The following is a 14,920-nucleotide window of genomic DNA, read 5'->3' as shown; positions in this document are numbered from 1 at the left end:
CGTCGCGCCCCACCGGCCCGGCGAAGCCAGACGCCCCGCTCTCGGTTGAATGAGAATGCCGCTCGCCGGGCGAGGCTATGCTGGGCAGCGCCGGGACCAACCCAGGAGGACGGCCGCGCCATCGACCGGGCGCGGCATTGGGGGTTCATGATGGCCGGACCCACCTTCCGCGAGGCTGAGCTTGCGGGCTGGGACCGCAAGGCGGCGAGCTACGACGGCACGCTCGGCACGATCACGCCGCAGGCCGTTGGGCCGCTGCTCGACGCCGCAGGCGCCGCGCCCGGCCGGCGGCTGCTCGACCTCGCCTGCGGCACCGGCGCGGTTGCAGCCGAGGCGGCCCGGCGTGGCGCCGAGGTCCTCGGCCTGGATTTCGCGCCGGCAATGACCGCCGAGGCCAGACGGCGCCATCCGGGCATCGACTTCCGCGTCGGCGATGCCGAGGCGATCCCGCTGCCGGATGCAGCGATGGATACCGTCATCTGTGCCTTCGGCATGCTGCACATGGACCGGCCCGAGCGGGTGCTGGCCGAGATCGCGCGGGTGCTGCGGCCTGGCGGGCGCTTCGCCATGACGGCCTGGACCCCGGCGGGCGACTTCTTCGCGCTGGTCGGCGCGGCCGTGAACGCGCATGCCGACACGACCGTGCCCCTGCCGCCGGCACCGCCGATCTTCCGGTTCGCCGACCCGGCGGAATGCCGTTCCGCCCTGCTGGGGGCCGGCTTCGGCGAACCATCCTTCCGGCAGCTCGACCTCCTCTGGACCGGCGACGGCCCCGAGGCGGTGCTGGCCCTGCTGCATGGCGGGACGGTGCGCACGCCGATGATCATCGAGGCCCAGGCGCCCGAGGCGCGGGCGCAGGTGGAGCAGGCGGTCCTGCGCGGCGCGGAGCGGTATGCGCGGGATGGCCGGACGGTCACGCTTCGCTGGCCCGCCCTGCTCACCATGGCCGGGCGGGCATAGTCCCAAAGGCCCGGATGCGTGACCGCGCCTGGGCAGGAGCGCCGCAGGCGCAGCGGGCAGCAGGAGCCGCCTCGGCATGGGCTGCCGACCGCGTTGCAGGCGTCACCGGTCACGGCCGCGGGCATGAGCCCGGGGCCGCCCCGGCGCGCCCCATGGACAGATCGTCTTGCAGGGCAGAGGGCCTTCCCTCCGCCTCCCTGGTCAGCCTGCCCAGTTCGGCTTGCGCTTCTGCCGGAAGGCGGCGATGCCCTCCGCCGCCTCGGCGGAGGAAGCGGTGCGCGCGAAGGCGGCCGCGCCGGCCTCGGCATAGCCCTTCGGCGAGACGGGTCCGAGCGCCGCCAGCAGCCCCTTGGTCTCGGCCAGCGCCCCCGGCGCGCCCTCCAGCACCGCGGCGATGGTCTTCTGCAACTGCGCCTCCAGCGCCGCCGCATCCGGCAGCACCTGGTGCACCAGCCCGATCCGCCCGGCCTCCGCCGCCTCGATCACGCCGGCCTCCAGCACCAGCCGCGTCGCCGCGGTGCGGCCGGTGCGGCGGGTCAGCCAGGGCAGGATCTGCGCCGGGACCAGGCCGCGCCGCACCTCGGGCGCCGCGAATCGGGCGCTGCCGGCGGCGAAGGCGATGTCGGCGGCGCAGCAGAAGCCGAGGCCGCCGGCATGGCAGGAACCCTCCACCACGGCGACCACCACCTGCGGCAGGGCCGAGATATCGGCGAAGCGCTGGCCGACGCGGCGGTTGCGCGCCTGCTGCTTCGCCAGGCGCTGCTCCGGCGTCTCGTCGCTGGCGACCTCGGTCAGGTCGAGCCCGGCGCAGAAATGGCCCCCGGCGCCGCCGATCACCAGCACGCGCGCGGTGCGGTCCGTGGCGAGGTCCGCCAGCAGCCGGTCCCAGGCCTCCCCCATGGCGGTGCTGAGGGCGTTGCGGCGCTCCGGCCGGTTCATGGTGGCGCGGACCACGGGGCCCTCGCGCGTCACCAGCAGCGGGGTGTCATCAGCCATGCGGCGTTCCTCCAAGGGGCGCGACAAGCGGGCGCGGTCGTCAGCGGCTGTGGCGGCCGCGGGCCCGCATCCCCGGCAGGATGGCGGATGCAGGCAGGATCGCAGCCGCTGCGGGCGGCGGAGGATGCTGCGGCTGCGGGGGACGGGCAAGACGGGCGCGCGGCGCGCATCCCGGCCGGGCACCCCCTCCCTCGGGGCTTTGCCACCCGGCGGCGATCTGCTGTAGGGGCGCCCACCCCGCGCAGGAGATTCGCCCATGCCCGCCCCCATCGCCCTCGGCATCATCGGCTTCGGCATCATGGGGGAGCGGCTGCTGCGCGCGGCGCTGGAGCATGCCGCGGCGCATGTCCGGCCCGTCGGCGTCTGGGATCCCTCCCCCGAAGCCGCGGCGCGGCTGGCCGCCATCGCGCCCGGCCTGCCGATGCTGGACAGCGCGGCGGCGGTGATCGAGGCCTGCGAGTGCCTCTATGTCGCCGCGCCGCCGGCCGCGCATATCCCGCTGGCCGAGGCCGCACTCGGCGCCGGGCGCGCGGTGTTCCTGGAGAAGCCGCTGGCGGTGAGCCTCGCCGAGGCGCGCGACTTCGTCGCCAAGGCCGAGGCGATCGGCGCGCGCGGGGCGGTGAACTTCCCCATGGCCTCCTCCCCCGCCGTCGCCCAGCTCTCCGCCTGGCGGGAGGAGGGCGCGACCGGCCCGGCGGAGAGCCTCGGCATCGAGGTGGCCTTCGCCAAGTGGCCGCGCGGCTGGCAGCAGGATGCCGCGCCCTGGCTCTCCCGCCGCGCCGAGGGCGGCTTCACGCGGGAGGTGGTCTCGCATTTCCTGTTCCTGACGCGCCGGCAGCTCGGCCCGCTGGCACTGCAGGAGGCGGGCGTGACCTGGCCGGGCGGGGATGCGTCGGAGACCGCGATCCGCGCGCGCCTGACCGCCGGCGGCCTGCCGGTGACGCTGGCGGGCGAGGTCGGGACCACGGAGAAGGACGACCACAACACCTGGACGCTGCGCGGCCCGGCCGGCGCGATCCGCCTGCGCGACTGGTCCTTTGCGGAGCGGCTGGGCGCGGATGGCGGCTGGCACCAGGCACCGGACGCGCTGCCGAACGAGAGGATGCGGCCGCTGGTGCTGAAGGGCCAGCTCGCCGGCCTTGCCGCCATGACACGGGGGCAGCCGCACCGCCTGGCGACGCTGCGGGAGGCGCTGGAGGTGCAGGAGGTGGTGGAGGCGATCCTCGCGGCCGGGTGCTGACCGGCACGGGCGCGGTGGCGCCGCGGCAGCCGGCCCGCCCCGCTTTCCACCCAGCGGCAGCGGCGCGACGATCAGGATTGCGCCCGGCGCGATCGGCAGCATCGGGGGCGACCCTGCCGGCCCCGGCCGTTCCGGGCGGAGGGTCCGCCCTGCAGCCCCTCCGAAGCGCAGGCGCCGCCACGGCGGATGGCGTTCCTATCCGGACGGCAGTCCGCCGCAGCCCATCGTTCATGAAGCGGCTTCACGCTCCCCGGCGTGCAGGCCCGTCCGCGATCCGCTCTACCCGATGACCGCCGCCAGCCTCTCCCGCACCTGGGCGACCGCGCCCTCCCGGAAGGCCGCCTCGGGCAGCGCGCGGTACATGCCGTAGCTCTCCCGCACCAGGCGCCCCAGGCCGATATAGAGCGCGTTGCCGAGCGGCCCCACGGGGTGGGAGAAGCGCTTGAACAGCATCCCGCCCGGCACGCCCAGGCCCTCCGCGATCTCCGGATAGACCGGCCAGATGGTGTCCGCCGCCAGGTGGTCGAAGGGCGGCAGCACGCGCGGCGCGGCGGCGCCCAGCAGCCCGGCGCGGATCGCCGCGGCGCGGATGACATCGGCCAGCACGATGCCGCGCGGGTGGTTGATGCTGTGCATGAAGGGCCCGCGCGCGTGCCAATCCTCGAACTCCGCCGAGAGGTCGAGGCCGTAGCGCCCCAGCATCTCCAGCAGCAGGGTGCGCGCCGCGCCGAAACCCTGGAGGTAGCCGAGCCGGCCATAGACCAGCCGGTTGAAGAGCTGCGGCACGTCCTCCTCGGCGACGCCCAGCGAGAAGGCGGCGGCGATGATGGCCGAGTGATAGGCGCCGATGGGCGAGCCCTGCACCGCCCCGCCCAGCGTCAGATAGACCATGTCCGGATGGTAGCCGGGGAAGGCGACGAGCGGCAGCCGGTGCACCGGCGGGCCGAGGGCGGGCAGCGCCTCGGTGCCGAGCGGGCCGAACTCCGCCCCGAATTCCTGGGTGAAGATGACGTCGAAGCCGCCCAGCGCCTCGGCCGCGGGCTCCAGCTTCCTGTGGTTGCGGCTGATCACCGCCTCGAAGGATTCGACCTCCGCCTCCGGCAGCAGATGCGCCAGCGCATGCGCATAGCCATGCGCCTGGCAGCAGCCCAGCACCGCGATGCGCATCAGATACCGCTCCCCCGCACGCCCACCGGCATGACGATCGCCTCCTCGTCGCAGATCACCCGTGTCAGCGCGCGGTAGCGGGCGCGCTCCTCCTCGCTCACCGCGGCGGGTGGCGGCGGCTCGCCGCGGGCCGGCATGGGTGGCGGCGCGGCCCCGGCCGGCGCGCCGGCCAGGCAATGGCGGCGGAACAGCGCCATGACCTGCGCGACGCCCTCCGGCGTCACCTCCCGCAGGTCCTCGCCGAAGAGGCGCCCGCCCGCCTGCGGGCCGGTGACGACCTCATAGGAGGGGAAATAGGCGATGCCGGGATCGCGCCGGCACAACTCATCCGCCACCGCGCGCAGGACCGACTTGCTGGCCACGGTCGAGACCAGCACATGCCGGTCCTCCCCCGTAGCCACCAGCGGCACGGGGGAGACGGTCAGCATCACCCGCGCCCGCGGGTTCACGCTGCGGAAGCCTTCCAGGAAGGCCTCCATATGGCCGAGCGTCTCGGCGAAGCCGGCATTGACGAAGCGCCACTCCCCCGGCGGGGTCTCCACGCCCAGCACGCCGGGATGCAGCGGCACCGCCGCGCCATCGGCGGCGGCGACCCAGCCTTCGGTCAGGCCGAGGGTGAAGACGAAGACCTCGCAGCCCTCGAACATCCGCCGCACCGCGCCGAGGTGGCGGCGGCGGTCCTCCTCCAGCGCCTCGATGCCCGGGAAGCCGCCCTGCTGGATGCGCGGCCGGAAGGGATCGGCGAAGCCGCCACCCGGCAGCGCCCAGGCGCGCGCCTGCGGCCGGAACAGGCCATAGGCGCGTTCCAGCAACTGCCGCAATTGCAGCGCGGTGTAGATATTGCCGAAGCGTGCCGGGAAGGTGCCATAGCCCTCATCCCGCGTGCCGGCGGCGCCGGTGAACCGCTCGGTGACGAGGGCGTGGAAACCCTGCGCCGCCAGATGGCGCGAGAGATGCTGCGCGAAGCAGCTGCCGGCCGTCGCCACAGCATCGCCGGGCGCGATGCTGAAGGGCATCGCCGTCACCGGATCGACGCCCTCGGCCACCCGCTCCGCCACCCCCTGGCGCCAGAAGCAGTGGTCGGGGCGGCCGCGATAGGGGTTGGTCACGCTGCGCCTCCTCTCCCGCCTAGCCCCTCTGTCGCCTCTGACGCGGAAAGGCAAGCATCATCGCAATCCGCGGTCGCGTGCCGCGGCCAGGAAGGCCTCGGCATCCGCCGGCAGCAGCAGCCGCTCCGCCGCCAGCACGGCGGCCGCGACCCGCACCGCCGCGGCATAGGCCGCCTGGCTCGGATAGCGTTCCGCGAGGCTCGGCCGCGGATCGCCGGCGGCCTGGCGGGCGGCGGCATCGGCGGCGAAGGGCAGGAAGCTGCCTTCCCGGTCGCAGGGCTCCTCCCGCAGCCCCTCCGCGGCATAGAGGTTCCAGCCGGCATGGGTGCCGCGCGGCACTGCGATATCCGGCAGCCGCACCCCGGCGCGCTCATTGCCGTCCGCATCCACCGCCGGCACCAGCGGGCGCCAGGCTTCCTCCGCCCCGCGGAGCCCCGCCACCCAGTCCGTCACCGGGGCGATGGGCGTGGCGAAGCGCGGCAGCAGCAGGCCGGGGATGGCGGGGAAGCGCCGCAGCACCTCCTCCGCCGGCACCAGCGTGCCGTCCGAGAGGCGCGGCACGCGGGAGGGCGGCGGGGCGATGCCGCGCTCCACCCATTCCTCCAGCGCCGCCAGCAGGGCGCGCAGCAGCGGGCCGGCGGAATGCGGGTTGTTGGGATTGTGGCAGCGGCCCCGCTCCGTCGTCGCACCGAAGCGGCCGGCATGCCTGGTGCCGGCCACCAGATAGTGCCGGACATTCGGCAGCGCCGGCATGTCCATGGTGCCGCCCGGGTCGGTGTGGATCAGGCTGGCGCCCTTCTGCCAGTACTCCGTGGAGCTGTTCACCTCCATCAGCAGCGGGTCGCTGCCATCGCCGCGCAGCAGCGCGCCGCGCCGGCCGGTGGCGGGATCGACCGTCTCCGCCGCGGCGAGCGGGAACCAGTGCTCGGGGTGGGCGAAATCCTCGTGCCAGGTCGCGGTGCGGTCGGGCTGGCCGAAGCGGGCATTGGCGAAGACCCGCCCGGCGCCGGCGATATGCGCGAGCATGCCGTCGAAGACCCGCCGCCCCTCGGCATCGGCATTCATCCCGAGATCGAGGTGATGCCGCAGGTAGCGCCCGGCCTGGGAGATGCCGATGGCGAGGCTCGTGCGGATGCCGATGCCGCCCAGCACCGCCGGGGCATCGTGGCGCAGATGGCTGACCAGGTCCCGCGTCGCGGCGAAGCCCATGCCGAGCGGCCGGGCGCCGGTCGCGGGATAGCGGAATTCATAGATGCTGCCGGGCTCGAAGCGCCGGCCCTCCGGCAGCAGGCGGATGGCCCGGGGGGACACCGCATCGCCGGCATAGGCGAAGGCGACGGGTTGCGGCGCATCCTCCCGCCGCCGCCGCACTGTCAGGCTCGCCCTGCCCGGATCCGGGTCCGCCACGGGATAGGAGAGCGGCGCGGTCGGGCGGTCCGCCGGGTGCACCCGCGTGCCGAAGACGAACTCGTCCCGCACCAGGCCGGTGACGCCCGGCAGCACGGGGATGTCGATCCGCATGCCGTCATCGGCCTGCGGCGCCTCCGGGTCCCAGCCGCTCCAGACCAGCGTGGTGCCGGCGCGCAACGGCAAGGCGAGCCCCACCGCGGCGGGCCTGCGCAGCGCGTTCAGCTCCGCCTGCCCGGCCGGGGCGTCATAGGCATAGGCAAAGAGCAGCTTCCGCCCGCGATTGGTCACGTCATAGAGCAGTCGGCCATCGGCGCGCGCCGGATCGGCGGGGCGGAGGATCACCACCTCCGTCGCATACTCGACCCGCCCGCGCGCGTTGCGCGGCGCGAGGGCGAGATCGGCGATCACCGCATCGCGCGGATCGTCCGGGTCCAGCTCCCCGCGCGCGATGCCGCTGATGCGCAGATAGGGCCCGGCCCCGAAATGCTGGCCGTCCGCGAAACGCTCCTGCGCCGTGACCTCGAAGGCGGTGACGCGGGCATCGGCGGGGGTTGCTGCGAGCAGCGCAACGAGGGCGGCCGTGACGGCGCGGTTCATGGCGGGTCCTCCCGCCGCCACGCTACGCCGGACACGCCACGAACAACAAAGGGGGGGGCTCTGCCCCCCTGCCCCCCACCAGGGATCAGGCGCCCCCTGGACCCGGCCCGGGTCAGCCGGTCTCCAGGGGCAGGCCCACGTAATTCTCGGCGAGCGTCAGCGAGGCGGCCGCGGAGCTGCAGACATAGTCCAGCTCCGCCAGCTGCACCTTGTGCTCGAAGGGATCGGCGCCGTCGAACCGATGCAGCAGGCTGGTCATCCACCAGGAGAAGCGCTGCGCCTTCCAGACGCGGCGCAGCGCCGTCGCCGAATAGGCGTCCAGCAGCGCCATGCCCCGGCCGCGATAGAAGGCTTCCAGCGCCCGGGCCAGCACGATGATATCGGCCACCGCCAGGTTCATCCCCTTGGCGCCGGTCGGCGGGACGATATGCGCCGCATCGCCCGCCAGGAACAGCCGGCCATGGCGCATCGGCTCCACCACGAAGCTGCGCATGGCCGTGACGCCCTTCTGCAGGATCGGCCCTTCCTTGATGGGGGAGTGGCCGTCGCGGTCCGCCATGCGCGCATGCAGCTCCGCCCAGATCCGGTCATCGGACCACGCCGCGACATCCTCCTCCGGCCGGCACTGGATGTAGTGGCGCGCGAGCGTGTTGCTGCGCATGGTGGCGAGGGCGAAGCCGCGCTCGTGCCGCGCATAGATCAGCTCATGCGAGGCCGGCGGCGCCGCCGCCAGGATGCCGAGCCAGGCGAAGGGATAGGCACGCTCATAGATCTTCAGCACGCCCGCCGGGATCGCCTCCCGGCAGATGCCATGGAAGCCGTCGCAGCCCGCGATCACGTCGCAATGCAGCATCGTCTCCGCGCCCCCGTGGCGGAAGGTGATGCGCGGGCAGTCGCTGTCGAGGTCGTGGAGCGCGACCTCCTCCACTTCGAAGAGCAGCGGCCGGCCCTGGGCGAGGCGGGCGGCGATGAGATCCTTCACCACCTCCTGCTGGCCATAGATCATCACCCGCCTGCCGGTGAGGCCATGCAGGTCGATGCGGTGGCCCTGGCCGTCGAAGCGGAGCTCGATGCCCTCATGCGGCAGGCCCTCCCGGTGCAGGCGGTCGCCGAGGCCTGTCTCTGTCAGGATGTCCACCGTCCCCTGCTCCAGCAGGCCGGCGCGGATGCGCTCCTCGACATGCTGGCGGGACTTTGCCTCGAGGATCACGCTCTCGATCCCGGCGCGGTGCAGCAGATGCGCCAGCAGCAGCCCCGCCGGCCCGGCCCCCACGATCCCCACCTGGGTGCGCATGGTTGCTTCTCCCTCTGTCGGCCGCGACTGTGCCGCCTTCCTTTCGCCCGGGCCATCCTCGCGCCGGCGGTGCGGCGGGGGGATGGCCCGGGCCGCCGGCCGGCCGCGCCAGGCCACGTCTCCGGGCCCTTCGGCGCCGGCAAGGGTTTGCGCCGCTGCCGCCGGCGCGCGAGACTGCGTGCCGGAGGAACGCCGCATGACCCGCCTGCTCTACGACCTGGCCGGGGCCGACCCCGCGCTGCGCTTCAGCCCCTATTGCTGGCGGACCAGGCTGGCGCTGGCGCATAAGGAGCTGGAGGTGGAGACCACGCCATGGCGCTTCACCGAGACGGACCGCCTCGCCTTCTCGGGCCAGAAGCTGGTGCCGGTGCTGGTGGATGGCGACAGGGTGGTCCATGATTCCTGGATGATCGCCGAATACCTGGAAGCGACCTATCCCGACCGGCCGAGCCTGTTCGGCGGGCCGGCGGCGCAGGCCCTGGCGCGTTTCGTCAATGGCTGGGCGGACAGCATCCTGCATCCCTGGATCGCGCGCATGGTGGTGCGGGACATCCTGGACTGCCTGCGGCCGGAGGATGCCGGCTATTTCCGCGAGAGCCGGGAGAAGCGCTTCGGGATGACGCTGGAGGCGCTGGTGGCGACGCGGGAGCAGGCGCGGGAGACCTTCCGGAAGGAGTTGCAGCCGGTGCGGCTCACGCTGCGGGCACAGCCCTTCCTCTCGGGCGCGGCGCCGGCCTATGCCGACCACATCGTCTTCGGCGCCTTCCTCTGGGCCCGCGCGGTCAGCGGCTTCCGCCTGCTGGAGGCCGACGACCCGGTGCATGCCTGGCGGGAGCGGATGCTCGACCTGTATGGCGGGCTTGCGCGCCGGTCGCCCGGACACGAGGTTTAGGGTGGGCGCGGGACCGGCGGGCATGCCCGGGAGCGTGCATCCGCTTCATGGACAAGGCGCTGCGACGGATCGGCGTTCAGGACCGGGCGCGATCCGCGACAGGGCGGACGGAAGGAGACGGGCGATGGCGGATCGGGTGGCCGAGGGCGCGGCCTGCGGCCCGGACGGGTGCGAGGTTCCGGGCGGCGAGGTGATGCCGTTGCCGCTGGGGCGGGCGCCCTCGCGGATTGATGTCGTCTCGGATGCCATCTGCCCCTGGTGCTGGGTGGGCAAGCGCAACCTGGAGGGCGCGCTGGCCCTGCTGGCCGAGGAGGGCGAGCATTTCGAGGTGCATTGGCGCCCCTTCCAGCTCAACCCCGACATGCCGAAGGAGGGGGTGGAGCGCGACGCCTATCGCGCCGCCAAATTTGGCAGCCTGGAGCGCAGCCGGGAACTGGATGCCCAGGTCGCCGCGGCCGGACGCGCCGCCGGGGTTGAGTTCCGCCATGCGCTGATGCGGCGCACGCCCAACACGGTGGATGCGCACCGGCTGATCCGCTGGGCCGGCGAGCATGGCGTGGCAGCGCAGGAAGCGGTGGTGGAGCGGCTGTTCCGCGCCTATTTCCAGGAAGGGCGCGACATCGGCGACCGGACGGTGCTGGCGGCGCTGGCGGGCGAGGCCGGCCTGCCTGCCCTGGACGCCGCCAACCTGCTGGCCACCGATATCGGCGAGGCGCAGGTGCTGCAGGAGGATATGGGCTTCCGCCGGGCGGGGCTTTCCGGCGTGCCGACCTTCGCGCTGCAGGGCCATGTGCTGTTCAGCGGCGCGATGCCCCCCGACCGCATGGCCGATGTCTTCCGCCGTGCCCTGGAGATCCTGCGCAAGGAAGACGCACGCGCCGCCGAGTGATGACCGGCGCATGACATGCTGGCGCATGTCATGGCTCGAATGCCGCCTCCCCCTCCGGCCCCCCGCTTCGCGGCGCGCCCGGCCCACTTCCATGCAGGACGCGCCGGACTCCGGGAAACGGATGGGGTCGGACGCCGGCGTCCAGCCGGGGAACCTGCCTTCCCCCGGCCTCTTTCAGTAGGTCGCCCGCCCGCCCGAGACGTCGAACACCCCGCCGGTCGAGAAGCTGCAATCCTCGGTCGCCAGCCAGCAGATCAGCGCCGCGATCTCCTCCACCTGCGCGAAGCGCCCGGCCGGGATCTTGGAGAGCATGTAGTCGATCTGCGCCTGGGTCATCTGCCTGAAGATGTCGGTCGCCGCCGCCGCCGGCGTCACGCAATTCACCCGGATGTCCGACTGCGCCAGTTCCTTCCCGAGCGACTTGGTGAAGCCGATGACGCCCGCCTTGGCCGCGGAATAGGCCGCCGCGTTCGGGTTGCCTTCCTTGCCGGCGATGGAGGCCACGTTGACGATGCGGCCGTAATTGCGCGCCTTCATCCCCGGCACCACGGCGCGGCAGGAGAGGAAGACGCCGGTCAGGTCGATCTCGATCACCTGGCGCCAGGCATCGATCGGATAGGCGTCCACCGTGGCGTTGGGGCCGGTGATGCCGGCATTGGCGACCAGGATGTCGAGCGGGCCGAGCGCCGATTCCGTCCGGGCCAGCGCGGATTCGATCGCGCCGTAGTCGGTGACGTCCACCTGGGCGGCGAAGCCGTTCAGGCGGGCGGCGACCTTCTCCGCCTCGGCCAGGTCCACGTCCCAGATGGCCGGGCGGCCGCCGCTGGCCGCCACGCGCTCGGCGACCGCGAGGCCGATGCCGCGCGCGCCGCCGGTGATGGCCGCGACGCGGCCCTTGAGATCGAGTGCGTTCATGGGGTCCTCCCGCCAGGCCGGATCGCGACCGTCCGCGCCAGCCGCGATCCGGCCTGGCTCTCTTCGGGCCGGCGATTCACGCCCCGGGTGGTCCCACCCGGGGCGATCGCAGGCCGGATGCGGGAGAATAGGCGGCGTGGGGCCGCCCGCCTATCCCGGCAGCCTCACCGCCGAGATGATGACGATGGCGCTGGCATAGGGGTATTCGTCGGTCATGGTGAGTTCCACATGCGCCGCATGGCCGGGCGGCGTCATCGCCGCCAGCCGCTTCGCCGCGCCGCCGGACAGCCGCAGCGTGGGCTTGCCGGAGGAGAGGTTGACCACGCCCAGGTCGCGCATGAAGACGCCCTGGTTGAAGCCGGTGCCGAGCGCCTTGGAGGCCGCCTCCTTCGCCGCGAAGCGCTTGGCATAGGTGCTGGCGCGGATCCTCTCCGTCCGCCGCTCCGCCTTCGCGCGCTCCACCGGGGTGAAGACCCGCTCCAGGAAGCGCTCGCCATGGCGTTCCAGCACCCGCTCGATCCGGCGGATATCCACCACGTCATTGCCGATTCCAAGGATCATCCGCGCATGCGCTCCACACGGAGGTTGTCGGCGGGGGCACGCAGGGCGGCCATGATGCGCTCGAGGTGGCGGAGGTCGGCGACCTCGACATCGAGCAGCACCTCGATCGCCTCGGCATCGCGGTGCTGGACCTTCAGCCCCGTCACCGCGCCGTCATTCTGCGCCACCGTCTCGGTCAGGGCGGCGAGCGCCGAATTGCGGTTCCGGGTCTCCACCACGACCCGGCCGACCCGGGCGGCGGAGGAGGTCTCGTCCCAGTCGATATCGAGGAAGCGTTCCGGCGTCGCGGCGAAATTCTCCAGCGTGTGGCAGTCCGCGGCGTGGATGGTCACGCCCTTGCCGGTGGTGACGATGCCGAGGATGCGCTCGCCCGGCAGCGGGTGGCAGCAGCCGGCGAAATGATAGGGCATGCCGGTGACGATGCCCGTCACCGGCAGGCCGGCGGAGGCGGCGCCGCGCGGCGAGCCCGCCCGCTCCGGCCGGCCGAGCAGCGGGCTGGCGCCGAGCCGCCCGCGCGGCCGGGTCAGCGGCAGCGGATCGGTGGCGCGCGGCGGGATGCGCAGTTCCGGCACCGCGGCGTGCAGCACCTCCCTCGGCGAGAGGGAGCCGGAGCCGACGGCGGTGTAGAGCTCCTCCAGCCCCGGCTGCTTGAGCGGCTTGAGCGCGCCTTCCAGCAGCTTCTCGGTCGCGTCCACGCCTTCCTGCCGGAAGGCCTTGACGATGGCGGCGCGGCCGCTCTCGCGATGCTCCTCCTTCTGCCGGGCATGCACGAAGCGGCGGATGCGGGCGCGGGCCTTGCCGGTGACGACGAAGCGTTCCCAGGCCGGGTTGGGCTGGCCGCCGCGGGCGGTGATGATCTCGACCTGGTCGCCGTTCTCGAGCTGGTGGCGGAGCGGGACGATCTTGCCGTTGACCTTGGCGCCGACGCAGCTGTCGCCGACCTGGCTGTGGACCTCATAGGCGAAGTCCACCGGCGTCGCGCCGCGCGGCAGCTCGATCAGGTCGCCCTTGGGGGAGAAGCAGAAGACCTGGTCGCGGTGCAGCTCGAGCTTGGTGTGGTCGAGGAAGTCCTGCGCGCCCTCGGCATTCTCCAGGATGTCGAGCAGGGCGCGCACCCAGGGATAGCGCTTGCGGTTGCCCGCGGCCGAGGTGTTGCCCTCCGGCCCCTGCTTGTAGATCCAGTGCGCGGCGACGCCGTTCTCGGCGACCTCGTGCATCTCGCGGGTGCGGATCTGCACCTCGATCTTGGCGTTCCGCCGCTCCGGCACCGTCACCCCGGTATGGAGGGACTGGTAGCCATTGGTCTTGGGGGTGGAGATGTAGTCCTTGAAGCGGCCCGGGACCACGCGATAGGCGTCGTGCACCGCACCGAGCGCGGCGTAGCAGGCGGCGCGGTCCTCGACGATGACGCGGAAGGCCATGACGTCCGAGAGCGCCTCGAAGGCCACGTTCTTCTTCTGCATCTTCAGCCAGATCGAATAGGGCGACTTCTCCCGCCCCATCACGTCCAGCGCGTGGACCCCGTGCCGCGCCAGCACGCGCTTCAGGTCGTGCTCGATCTCCTTGATCAGGTTGGCGCTCTGGCCCCGCAGATAGGTCAGGCGGGCGGCGATGGTCTGCCGCGCCTCCGGGTGGAGCTCCTGGAAGGAGAGCGTCTCCAGCTCGGCCTTCAGCGCATCCATGCCGATGCGCTCGGCGAGCGGCGCGAAGATCTCGATGGTCTCGCGCGCGGTCTTGCGGCGCCTCTCCGCCTTCGGGACGAAGTGGAGCGTGCGCATGTTGTGCAGCCGGTCGGCCAGCTTGACGAGCAGGACGCGGATGTCCTCGCTCATCGCCAGCACCAGCTTGCGGAGGTTCTCCGCCTGCTTGGTGCGCTCGGACTGCAGTTCCAGGCGGGTGAGCTTGGTGACGCCGTCCACCAGCCGGGCGACCTCGGCGCCGAAGCGGCGCTCGATCTCCTTCAGGCCGAAGGCGGTGTCCTCGGCGACGTCATGCAGCAGGGCGGTCGCGATGGTCGCGCTGTCCAGCCGGTAATCGGCCAGGATATTGGCGACGGCGATCGGGTGGGTGATGTAGGGATCGCCGTTCTCGCGCCGCTGGCTGGCATGCGCCTCGGCGGCGGTCCGCCCGGCGCGCTCGATCAGCGCGACATCGGCGCGGGGGTCGTAGCCGGCGACGCGGCGGGCCAGCGCCAGCGCCTCTTCCAACCCCGGGACCGGCTCGGCGGCGGGGGCCTCCGCCAGGCCCGTCACCGTCCCTTCCGGTGCGCGCGGCACCGGTGCCTGCAAGGGCCCGGCGTCGCGCGAGGTCAATGGCCGATCCTCAGCGGCGGCCGCCGCCCAGCTCGGCCGCGATGGCGGCCTCCAGGTCGTCCGGCGACATGTCCTCGAGGCCCTGGCCCTCGGCCGGCAGCTCCTCGTTCACGTCCATGACACCGAAGATGTTCTCGTCGGTGGCGATGAGGTCGAGGACCTCCTCCTCCGCCGGCTCCGGTTCGGGGGCGCGCTGCAGGGACTTGATCAGGTCGGCCTCGATGGCCTCGAGCGGGATGGTCTGCTCGGCGATCTCGCGGAGGGCGACCACCGGGTTCTTGTCGTTGTCGCGGTCGAGGGTCAGTTCCTCGCCCCGGCCGATATTGCGGGCGCGCTGCGCGGCCAGCAGAACCAGCTCGAACCGGTTGGGGATCTGGACGATGCAGTCTTCAACGGTGACGCGCGCCATGACGGCCTCGTGATCAATGGGGCGGCGGCGGGCGGGAAGGCCCGCGGCGCACTGCTGCAGAGGAACCTTCCAGATAGCCACCACGCCCGCCGGGTGCAAGCGCGAAGCCCGCATTTTCGCCGCAGCGCAGCATGGATCGACACAATCTGTAACCCATCCGCCACTGGCG

Annotated in this window: 13 protein-coding genes; 4 read left to right on the top strand and 9 right to left on the bottom strand. The window is 73.0% G+C overall.

Going from position 1 to position 14,920, the window contains the following annotated elements; genetic code table 11:
• The first annotated feature begins 150 nt into the window (after positions 1 to 150).
• Complete coding sequence (locus LHA35_RS07055) at positions 151 to 960, top strand: class I SAM-dependent methyltransferase (RefSeq protein ID WP_226606288.1); 810 nt, start codon at positions 151 to 153, stop codon at positions 958 to 960.
• A 201-nt stretch (positions 961 to 1,161) separates the two neighbouring features.
• Here the strand turns inward: LHA35_RS07055 and LHA35_RS07050 are convergent, their stop codons facing one another.
• On the bottom strand, positions 1,162 to 1,956 hold the full coding sequence (locus LHA35_RS07050; protein WP_226606284.1) for an enoyl-CoA hydratase/isomerase family protein: 795 nt from the start codon (positions 1,954 to 1,956) through the stop codon (positions 1,162 to 1,164).
• 256 nt (positions 1,957 to 2,212) lie between these two features.
• On the opposite strand from LHA35_RS07050, the gene LHA35_RS07045 reads away from it, so the two are divergent.
• Entirely contained in the window at positions 2,213 to 3,196 is a 984-nt protein-coding gene (locus LHA35_RS07045) for a Gfo/Idh/MocA family protein (protein WP_226606281.1), read from the top strand.
• Between the two features lie 279 nt (positions 3,197 to 3,475).
• Here LHA35_RS07045 and LHA35_RS07040 read toward each other — a convergent pair whose 3' ends face one another.
• The 4 genes from LHA35_RS07040 to pobA all read right to left on the bottom strand — a co-directional run bounded on the left by LHA35_RS07040 (position 3,476) and on the right by pobA (position 8,773).
• A complete protein-coding gene (locus tag LHA35_RS07040; protein ID WP_226606277.1) occupies positions 3,476 to 4,363 on the bottom strand; it encodes a WcbI family polysaccharide biosynthesis putative acetyltransferase in 888 nt (295 codons plus the stop codon).
• Positions 4,363 to 5,472 carry a GSCFA domain-containing protein gene (locus tag LHA35_RS07035; protein WP_226606275.1) on the bottom strand — a complete coding sequence of 370 codons (1,110 nt, stop codon included), beginning with the start codon at positions 5,470 to 5,472 and terminating at the stop codon, positions 4,363 to 4,365. Before LHA35_RS07035 ends, LHA35_RS07040 begins: the two co-directional genes overlap by 1 nt.
• A gap of 57 nt (positions 5,473 to 5,529) precedes the next feature.
• Positions 5,530 to 7,479 (bottom strand): alpha/beta hydrolase domain-containing protein, encoded by a 1,950-nt coding sequence (locus LHA35_RS07030; RefSeq protein WP_226606273.1) that lies wholly within the window; start codon positions 7,477 to 7,479, stop codon positions 5,530 to 5,532.
• Positions 7,480 to 7,591: 112 nt separating this feature from the next.
• Positions 7,592 to 8,773 (bottom strand): 4-hydroxybenzoate 3-monooxygenase, encoded by a 1,182-nt coding sequence (gene pobA / locus LHA35_RS07025; RefSeq protein ID WP_226606271.1) that lies wholly within the window; start codon positions 8,771 to 8,773, stop codon positions 7,592 to 7,594.
• Between the two features lie 196 nt (positions 8,774 to 8,969).
• On the opposite strand from pobA, the gene LHA35_RS07020 reads away from it, so the two are divergent.
• Positions 8,970 to 9,665, top strand: a complete 696-nt coding sequence (locus tag LHA35_RS07020) for a glutathione S-transferase family protein (RefSeq protein ID WP_226606269.1) — start codon at positions 8,970 to 8,972, stop codon at positions 9,663 to 9,665.
• A gap of 124 nt (positions 9,666 to 9,789) precedes the next feature.
• Positions 9,790 to 10,554: a DsbA family oxidoreductase gene (locus LHA35_RS07015; protein WP_226606267.1), complete on the top strand. Its 765-nt coding sequence runs from the start codon at positions 9,790 to 9,792 to the stop codon at positions 10,552 to 10,554.
• Positions 10,555 to 10,728: 174 nt separating this feature from the next.
• Here LHA35_RS07015 and LHA35_RS07010 read toward each other — a convergent pair whose 3' ends face one another.
• From LHA35_RS07010 to rpoZ, 4 genes are all read right to left on the bottom strand, one after another.
• Positions 10,729 to 11,469 (bottom strand): SDR family oxidoreductase, encoded by a 741-nt coding sequence (locus LHA35_RS07010; RefSeq protein WP_226606265.1) that lies wholly within the window; start codon positions 11,467 to 11,469, stop codon positions 10,729 to 10,731.
• Between the two features lie 150 nt (positions 11,470 to 11,619).
• On the bottom strand, positions 11,620 to 12,030 hold the full coding sequence (acpS, locus tag LHA35_RS07005) for a holo-ACP synthase (RefSeq protein ID WP_226606264.1): 411 nt from the start codon (positions 12,028 to 12,030) through the stop codon (positions 11,620 to 11,622).
• Positions 12,027 to 14,306, bottom strand: coding sequence for a RelA/SpoT family protein (locus LHA35_RS07000; RefSeq protein ID WP_408902305.1), 2,280 nt, complete (start codon positions 14,304 to 14,306; stop codon positions 12,027 to 12,029). The genes acpS and LHA35_RS07000 overlap by 4 nt, the downstream gene beginning before the upstream one ends.
• 46 nt (positions 14,307 to 14,352) lie before the next feature.
• Complete coding sequence (gene rpoZ / locus LHA35_RS06995; RefSeq protein ID WP_226606263.1) at positions 14,353 to 14,751, bottom strand: DNA-directed RNA polymerase subunit omega; 399 nt, start codon at positions 14,749 to 14,751, stop codon at positions 14,353 to 14,355.
• Positions 14,752 to 14,920: the final 169 nt, after the last annotated feature.

This window comes from Roseicella aerolata, assembly GCF_020523605.1.
Lineage (GTDB): Bacteria > Pseudomonadota > Alphaproteobacteria > Acetobacterales > Acetobacteraceae > Paracraurococcus > Paracraurococcus aerolatus.
Note: the sequence above shows the minus strand (reverse complement) of the source record. Positions and strands in the feature narration are given on the sequence as shown.